General features: G+C 31.5%; 2 protein-coding genes and 2 tRNA genes. 2 read left to right on the forward strand and 2 right to left on the reverse strand.

Going from position 1 to position 806, the window contains the following annotated elements; translation table 11 throughout:
- Positions 1-98: 98 nt before the first annotated feature.
- Positions 99-188, forward strand: a tRNA-Ser gene (locus U473_RS12710).
- A 24-nt stretch (positions 189-212) separates the two neighbouring features.
- Positions 213-289: transfer RNA gene (locus U473_RS12715), tRNA-Arg, on the forward strand.
- Positions 290-329: 40 nt separating this feature from the next.
- Here U473_RS12715 and U473_RS12720 read toward each other — a convergent pair.
- The gene (locus U473_RS12720; protein WP_068726983.1) at positions 330-545 is read right to left on the reverse strand and encodes a hypothetical protein; all 216 of its coding nucleotides are present in this window, start codon (positions 543-545) and stop codon (positions 330-332) included.
- A 30-nt stretch (positions 546-575) separates the two neighbouring features.
- Positions 576-758 (reverse strand): aspartyl-phosphate phosphatase Spo0E family protein, encoded by a 183-nt coding sequence (locus U473_RS15455; protein ID WP_068726985.1) that lies wholly within the window; start codon positions 756-758, stop codon positions 576-578.
- Positions 759-806 lie beyond the last annotated feature (48 nt).

Below are 806 nucleotides of genomic sequence, written 5' to 3' on the forward strand. Positions count from 1 at the left end.
TGGCCAGCCTCCTACCCGATTGTAAAATAAAGGGAAAATACTTGAAATAACCTTTGTCTGTATGTTAATATATTATTCGTTGACAACCTAATGGTTATGGAGAGGTGGTCGAGTGGTTTAAGGCACTGGTCTTGAAAACCAGCGTACGTGTGAGCGTACCGTGGGTTCGAATCCCACCCTCTCCGCCATAACATTTAGATTTTATATAATTTGTGCCCGTAGCTCAGCAGGATAGAGCGACAGTTTCCTAAACTGCAGGTCGGAGGTTCGAATCCTCTCGGGCACACCATTTGAAAATATAACTACAACAAGGGTTAAGGGTTTTCTCCTTATCCTTGTTTTTTTGTTGGTAAATGACAATTTTTTTCTTTTATCTGTTTTAACCTTTCTTCAATTAAGTCTATTTTCATCCATAATTCTAATCTTTGTTCTGAATGACAATATTCACTATTTAAAATGCGAAAAATGATCTTTATTTCTTCTTCTAATACTTTAATTTTATTTGTTGTAGCAATCCTCTTTTTAAATTCATTACTAATTTCCATCTAGCTCACACTTTCTGAAATAAATAAATACTATTGTTTTATCTTTTGAAATAGGACAATATATTTATCTAATTTAGCGCTTAGTTTATAAACTTTTGGGTGTGTGAAGCTTTTTTCCTGATCAAAGTATTTTTCCAACTTCATACGTAGATAATTAATTCTTATTAATAAGATTCTTTTAAATAGGGTTAGCAAAAAAATCTTTTTTCTCATTTGTTAAAACTCCTAAATAATTTCAAATTTTGTATAAATAATCTTTGT

This window comes from Tepidibacillus decaturensis (genome assembly GCF_001561915.1).
Taxonomy (GTDB): domain Bacteria; phylum Bacillota; class Bacilli; order Tepidibacillales; family Tepidibacillaceae; genus Tepidibacillus_B; species Tepidibacillus_B infernus.